Origin of the sequence: Micropruina sp. (assembly GCF_047607385.1) — a bacterium.
Classification (GTDB): Bacteria; Actinomycetota; Actinomycetes; order Propionibacteriales; family Propionibacteriaceae; genus Micropruina.
Window position 1 is genome coordinate 1 of sequence record NZ_JASGDE010000105.1, and the last position, 6,508, is coordinate 6,508.

The 6,508-nt window shown below is 71.9% G+C and carries 6 protein-coding genes and 1 riboswitch; all 6 genes read left to right on the forward strand.

Annotated elements, in window-relative coordinates:
- Nucleotides 1–486 precede the first annotated feature (486 nt).
- The gene (gene cbiT, locus QM582_RS09685) at nt 487–1,056 is read left to right on the forward strand and encodes a precorrin-6Y C5,15-methyltransferase (decarboxylating) subunit CbiT (RefSeq protein WP_415083913.1); all 570 of its coding nucleotides are present in this window, start codon (nt 487–489) and stop codon (nt 1,054–1,056) included.
- A 225-nt stretch (nt 1,057–1,281) separates the two neighbouring features.
- A riboswitch (cobalamin riboswitch) is annotated at nt 1,282–1,354 on the forward strand.
- 57 nt (nt 1,355–1,411) lie between these two features.
- A complete protein-coding gene (locus QM582_RS09690) occupies nt 1,412–1,630 on the forward strand; it encodes a CbtB domain-containing protein (protein ID WP_415083915.1) in 219 nt (72 codons plus the stop codon).
- Nucleotides 1,631–1,639: 9 nt separating this feature from the next.
- Nucleotides 1,640–2,425, forward strand: a complete 786-nt coding sequence (locus QM582_RS09695; RefSeq protein WP_415083917.1) for a CbtA family protein — start codon at nt 1,640–1,642, stop codon at nt 2,423–2,425.
- A 4-nt stretch (nt 2,426–2,429) separates the two neighbouring features.
- Complete coding sequence (locus QM582_RS09700) at nt 2,430–3,017, forward strand: histidine phosphatase family protein (RefSeq protein ID WP_415083919.1); 588 nt, start codon at nt 2,430–2,432, stop codon at nt 3,015–3,017.
- Nucleotides 3,018–3,027: 10 nt separating this feature from the next.
- Nucleotides 3,028–5,010, forward strand: coding sequence for a cytochrome c oxidase assembly protein (locus QM582_RS09705; RefSeq protein WP_415083920.1), 1,983 nt, complete (start codon nt 3,028–3,030; stop codon nt 5,008–5,010).
- Nucleotides 5,003–6,508, forward strand: a 1,506-nt coding sequence (locus tag QM582_RS09710; protein WP_415083923.1) for a heavy metal translocating P-type ATPase, incomplete at its 3' end; no start/stop codon positions are given. The genes QM582_RS09705 and QM582_RS09710, both read left to right, overlap by 8 nt.

The window sequence follows — 6,508 nt, forward strand, 5'->3', positions numbered from 1 at the left end:
CGGCGCTGGTGAGGTGCTGGAACCAGCTTGTGGTGGTTATTGGACTGGTGTCGGCTCGCTGTCTCTGCTCGAACCACTTTCTGGTGGGTGTGGGTAACCCCCAGGGGGTATCGGTAGCCACCAGAAACCGGTTCGAGCAGCCAGCGGCGCCGGTACCGGTCGCCGTAACCACCAGAAACCGGTTCCACAGTTGGTGGCCTGGTCAGGAGCCGCTCGGCAGCCGCTGCGCCAACGCCAACGAACCTACGAACGTGCCCACTAGGCACGCACCGGAACGACGCCCAACGCGACCGCCCCTACCTGCGGAACCCAGAGGTTCCGCAGGTAGGCACGATCGGTTGAGCGCCGCCCCAGCACGCACCTGAGCACCTTGTCCTCACTCGACGTGGCTCCGCCACGACTTCGCTCGTCGGCGGCACTCAGGCACGCACTGGAACGACGCTCAACGCGACCGCCCCTACCTGCGGAACCTCTAACCTCAACCAAGTGAGCGACCAACTGTCCACCGGACTGCCCGACGACGAGTTCGCCAGCGACGGCCTGCTGACCAAGCGGGTGCTGCGGGCCGCGGCGCTGTCCGGGCTGGCCCCGTCCGGGGACGAACTGCTCTGGGATCTGGGCGCGGGTTCGGGATCGATCGGCATCGAGTGGTGCCGGCTCGATGCGGCCAACCGGGCCGTGGCGGTGGAGCGGAACCCCGAGCGCCTGGCGCGGATCGCGATCAACGCCGAACGGCACGGGGTCGCCGAACGGCTGCAGATCGTGCCCGGCTCGATCGCGGACGTGCTGCCCGACCTGCCTGCCCCGGACGCCGTCTTCGTCGGCGGCGGCGTCGAGGCCGGCGTCCTGGACGCGAGTTGGGCGGCGCTGCGCACCGGAGGGCGGCTGGTCGCGCACAGCGTCACCGCCGACTCCGACGCGGTGCTGCTGGACGCCTACCGCCGGCACGGCGGCGAACTGCTCCGGATCGGCCTGGAGTACGCCGAGCCGATCGGACGCTTCACCGGCTTCCGTCCGGCCCGCACCGTCACCTCCTGGACGGCCACCAAAGGCTAAGCGCCACCCGTCGTCCCGGACGTGGGCACGTCATCCGGACTCGTTGTGCACGTCGTCCCGGATTCGTTTGTACGTCATCCCGGACTTGATCCGGGATCTCGGGCCGGAACGACGGGGTCGCTGTGCACGGCATCGTCGAGACCCGCAGTCGGAACTTCGGAGCAGTTTCGCGATACCCCCGCGACGCCGCGCGGCGAGGACGATACTGATCAAGGCGAGCAGCAAGGAAGCCGGTGAGACTCCGGCACGGTTGCGCCACTGTGAGGGCCGCTCCCAGCGGAGGAGGCCCCAGTCAGACCCACTGCTCGCCGCCATCACTGACGAGCCGCATCAGCTCGGAAAGGAGCCTTCTGACATGACTTCAGCTGCCGTACCGGCACAACCCACCGCGGTGGAACTGCCCACCCTCTCGCTTCGCGAATCGTGGCCGTGGATTCTGTTCTCCCTCCTGATCGCCCTGTTGGCGGTCTACTTCGTGGGTGCCGAACAGGGTGCCACCTCGGTATTCTCCGGCAACGCCGTCCACGAGTGGGTGCACGACGCCCGCCACCTGCTCGGCTTCCCCTGCCACTGAGGCCCGGACATGCTGACTCTGCGCAATTTCCTGGTCCGCGGCCTGCTCGCCGGCTTGCTCGCCGGCCTGGCCGCCTTCGTCGTCGGCTATGTCGTCGGGGAACCACCGGTGGCCGCGTCCATCGCCATCGAGGAGGAGGGCGGCGGCCACAGCCATGAGACCGAGGCCCAGGCCCCGGCCCCCGCCGAAGAGGAAGATCCGGGCACCGAGGTGCCCCGCGATCTGCAGTCCACCATCGGCCTGGCCACCGGCATGCTGGTGCTGGGCACCGCCCTGGGCGGGCTGGCCGGCATCATGACCGGTGCCGCCTTCGGCCGGTTCGGACGCCACAGCGCCCGGTCCACCGCGCTCGCCGTCGCGGGCACGGCCTTCACCGTGCTGTACGTGGTGCCCTACCTCATCTATCCGCCGAACCCGCCCGCCGTCGGTCACGGCGAGACCATCGGCTACCGCACCGGCCTGTACTTCGCCATGCTGGCGATCTCGGTGCTGGCCGCCGCCTTGGCGCTCTATCTGGGACGCCGGCTGCAGCCCAACCTGGGCGGCTGGTACGCCGGACTGGTCGGCGTCGGGGTCTACCTGGTCATCGTGCTGGTCGGGCTCGGCCTGATGCCGCGCTACGACGAGGTGCCCGAGGACTTCCCGGCCACCCTGCTCTACCAGTTCCGGCAGGCCAGCGTGGTCACCCAGGCCGTGCTGTGGGGCGTGATCGGCGTGGTGCTCGGCGAACTCACCCATCGGCTGGCCGTCAAGGGGCGTCCGCGCTCCGCGGCCCAGCTGACCCGCGTCGGCTGAGCCGATGCGACTGACCCTGCTGGCGCACGGCGAGACCGTCGGTGCCCGGCACGGAGTCTTCGGCGCCGCGGGCGACCTGCTCGCCGCCCCCGAGCCGCCCGTTCTGCGGCGCGGGGGACGCGGGCAGGTGGTCTGCGGTCCCGAACCGGCCTGCGCCCAGACCGCCGCGTTGTTGGCCGGGCCGGACTCCGAACCGCTCGCGGGGGACGGGCTGGCCGGCCCGGATTTCGGATCCTGGGCCGGCCGCTCCGCCGCCGAGATCGCCGAATCCGACCCGGACGGCCTGCGGCAATGGCTGACCGACCCCGACTGTGCCCCGCACGGCGGGGAGTCGCTGGCCGCCCAGCTGACCCGGATCGGTGCCGTCCTGGACGCCGCCGGCTGGCCGTCCGGGACGCTGCTGGTGGTCTCCCCGCTCACCGTCCGGGCCGCCTGCGTGCACGGCCTCGGCGCACCCGCCGCGGTGCTGCTCCGGCTGGACGTCGGGCCGCTCACCCGGGCGATGCTGAGCCGCGCCCGGGACAGTTGGCGGCTGCAAGCCCTGATCCCCGCGCCGGCCCCCGGCTCTACGATTGTCGGAGGCCTGGCGTAGGGTGCTGCCGGTGAGCGCACGGACGGAGGTGGGCACGGTGCGGGCAACGCGTGATGCCGGCTGGGGCCAGTTCGCCCTCCCGGTCACGGCGGGTGTGATCGCCCTGATCGTCAGCGTCGGCGGTGCCCTGTGGACGCTCGGGCAGCCGCCGCTGCGGGGGCGCGAAGGCGCCGACCTGCTCACCATGGTGGTCGCCGCGATGGGCTACCTGATCGCCGGCGCGGCGGCGGTGGCGACCGCCGCGGGCCTGCTGCGGGTGGCCCTCCTGACCGCCGATCCGGAGCCCGCCGGAACCGGTCAGGAGCCGTCCGACGACGCGCTCGAACAGCTCTGGCTGCGCACCCATCGGGCGGCGGTGATCTGGCGCAACACCGCCATCGTGCTGATCCCGCTGAACGCCGCGGCGTCCTCGGGTCTCTCGATCGGCTACGTGCTGCGCGATCCGCTGGCCTTCCTGAGCTCGGTCCAGACCGCGCAGGCCTGGCTGCTGGTCGCGATCGGGGCGACGGTGCTGGGCATCGTCACCGGGAAGCCGCGAACCTGGTCGGTCTCGATCGTCTCCACCGTGCTGGCGATCGCACTCACCCTGCCCACCGTGGTCACCGCCCAGGTGTCCGTCGGCGCCAACCACGATCTGGCCACCGACAGCGCGATCATCCTCACCCTGGCCGGCACGGCGTGGTTCGCCGCGGCCTGGGCCGGCGCCGACCTCGGCCCCCGGATGGACGCCGCGGTGCGCCGCCGGATCGCCGCGCTGGCGGTGGTCGGCGCGATCCTGGTCATCCCGGCGCGGGTCGGTGTCGGCATCTTCGAGATGGCCGGGACCAGTCCGTGGGGCAACGCCTACGGGTGGTCGCTGGTCGTGCTGATCGTGCTCTACCTGCTGGTCACCGTCCTCACCGTGCGGCCGTCGGCGGGCTCGCTTGCCCTGGCCCGCGCCGGGATCATCCTGATCGCCGGCGTCCAGGCGGCCCAGCTCCAACTGGTCCCGCCGAGGTTCGTCGCGCCGCAGACCATCAACCAGAACTTCCTCGGCTTCGAGGTTCCCGACCCGCCCACGCTGGCCACCGTCCTGCTTCCCGGACGCCCGAACCTGCTGCTCACCGTGGTCGCGATCGCGGCGATGGCGCTCTACTCCTTCGCCGTCTACCGGCTCCGCCGCGACGGGCACAGCTGGCCAACCCTGCGGCTGGTGTCCTGGCTCACCGGCTGGGTGATCGTGCTGCTGGTCAGCATGACCGGGGTGTGGGCCTACTCGTCGGTTACCTTCAGCTGGCACATGGGCGCCCACATGACCCTGAACATGCTGGCCCCGCCGTTCCTGGTGCTGGCCGGGCCGATCACCCTGGCGCTGCGGGTGCTGCCGGCCACCGGCGGCTCGCTGCCGCCGCTGCGCAACGCGGTGGTGGCGCTGACCCGGGCCGGCTGGCTGCAGCGGCTGCTCAACCCGCTGCTGGTCTGGGTGGTGTTCGTCGCCGGCTTCTACGTGCTCTACTTCTCCCTGCTGTTCGCCAGCGCCATGCGCTTCCACTGGGCGCACCAGTTCATGACCTTCCACTTCCTGATCATCGGCTGCCTGTTCTTCGGGCTGGCGATCGGCGTGGACCGTCCGGCGCACGACATCCCCGCGGTGGCCCGGCTCGCCGTGGTGTTCGCGGCGATGCCGTTCCATGCCTTCTTCGCGATCGCGGTGATCTCCTCCAGCGGCACCATCGGCGGCGCCTTCTACGGCCTGCTCAACATCCCGTGGATGACCGACCTGGTGCACGACGAACAAGTCGGCGGCCAGATCGCTTGGGCCACCGGTGAGCTGCCGATGCTGATCGTGCTGATGGCGCTGCTGGCCCAATGGTTCAGCGAGGACCAGCGCACCGCCCGCCGGCTGGATCGGGCCGCGCGCCGCGACGGGGACAGCGAACTGGCCGCCTACAACGCGTTGCTGGCCGAACTGGCCGAACGCGACAAGCGCCACGAGGAGGCGTCCCGTGACTGATCTGACGATGAGCGTGGGGGAGGTCGACGGCACGGCGGCGGAGTCGGCCCCGGCGCGGATCGAGGTCTCGGTCGGCGGGATGAGCTGCGCCGCCTGCGCCGGACGGATCGAGCGGGCGCTGAACAAGCTGGACGGGGCCGAGGCGGTGGTCAACTTCGCCACCGAGCGCGCGGTGGTCACCGGCCTGCCGGCGAGCGCCCAGCCGACGGTGATCCAGACCATCACCCGGGCCGGCTACACGGCGGTCCCGCTCGCGGACGAGGCGGCGCAGGATTCCGAGCACGAGGCGCGGCTGCGGATGCTCCGGTACCGGATCCTGGTGGCCGCCCTGCTCACCCTTCCGCTGTCGAACCTCACCATCGCACTGGCGCTGGTCCCGTGGCTGCGGTTCCCCGGCTGGGAATGGGTCTGCGTCGCGCTGGCCACCCCGGTGGTGGCCTGGGCGGCCTGGCCGTTCCATCGGGCCACCATTCGCAACCTGCGGCACCGCACGCTGAGCATGGACACCCTGGTCTCGCTGGGTGTGGTCACCGCCTACCTGTGGGCGCTGGTCACGCTGCTGCTGGGCGGCAGCGAGGCCCCCGGCTACTGGCTGGGCTGGGGGCCGACGCCGGCCGGGGCGGACACCCTGTACCTGGAGGTGGCCTCGGCGGTCACCACCTTCCTGCTGATCGGCCGCTACTTCGAGACCCGGGCGCGCGGCGCCGCCACCGACGTGCTGCGCGCGATCCGGGCGCTGGCCCCGACCACCGCGCGGGTGCGGCGATCCGACGACCGCGATGTGATCGTGCCGCTGGCCGCGCTCAACGCCGGCGACATCGTGGTGATCCGGCCGGGCGAGACCGTTCCGGCCGACGCCACCGTGACCACAGGCCGGTCCAGCGTCGACACCTCGACGATGACCGGCGAACCGGTGCCCCAGGACGTCTCCGCCGGCGACCGGCTGCTGGCCGGCACGGTGAACCTCAGCGGCGTGCTCGAGGCGTCCGTCGACCGGGTCGGCGCCGACACCCAGATCGAGCAGATGGCGGAGCTCGCCGAGCAGGCGCAGGCCCGCAAGGCGCGGGTGCAGCGCCTGGTCGACCGCGTCGTCGCCGTCTTCGTCCCGGTGGTGCTGATCGTCGCCGCGCTCACCATGGTCGGCTGGCTGCTGGCCGGTGCCCCGGCCACGTCCGCGTTCAGTGCGGCGCTGTCGGTGCTGGTCATCGCCTGCCCGTGCGCGCTCGGCCTGGCGACCCCGACCGCGTTGATGGTCGGGGTCGGACGCGCCGGCCAGCTCGGCATCGTGGTGAAGGGGCCGGACGCCTTCGAGGCCAGCGGCCGGATCACCACCGTGGTGCTGGACAAGACCGGGACCCTGACCACCGGCGAATTCCAGGTCGACGAGGTGGCGCGCTTCGACGGCGGGGACGCGGCCGAACTGCTCGCCCTGGGCGGGGCGGTGGAGCGCGACTCCGAACATCCGGTCGGCCGGGCCATCGCGGCGGCCGCCGACGCC

Bases quoted from the DNA above. Each gene is read 5' to 3' on its own strand.
- QM582_RS09690 (WP_415083915.1), top strand. From the start codon at position 1,412: ATGACTTCAGCTGCCGTACCGGCACAACCCACCGCGGTGGAACTGCCC.
- QM582_RS09695 (WP_415083917.1), top strand. From the start codon at position 1,640: ATGCTGACTCTGCGCAATTTCCTGGTCCGCGGCCTGCTCGCCGGCTTG.
- QM582_RS09700 (WP_415083919.1), top strand. From the start codon at position 2,430: ATGCGACTGACCCTGCTGGCGCACGGCGAGACCGTCGGTGCCCGGCAC.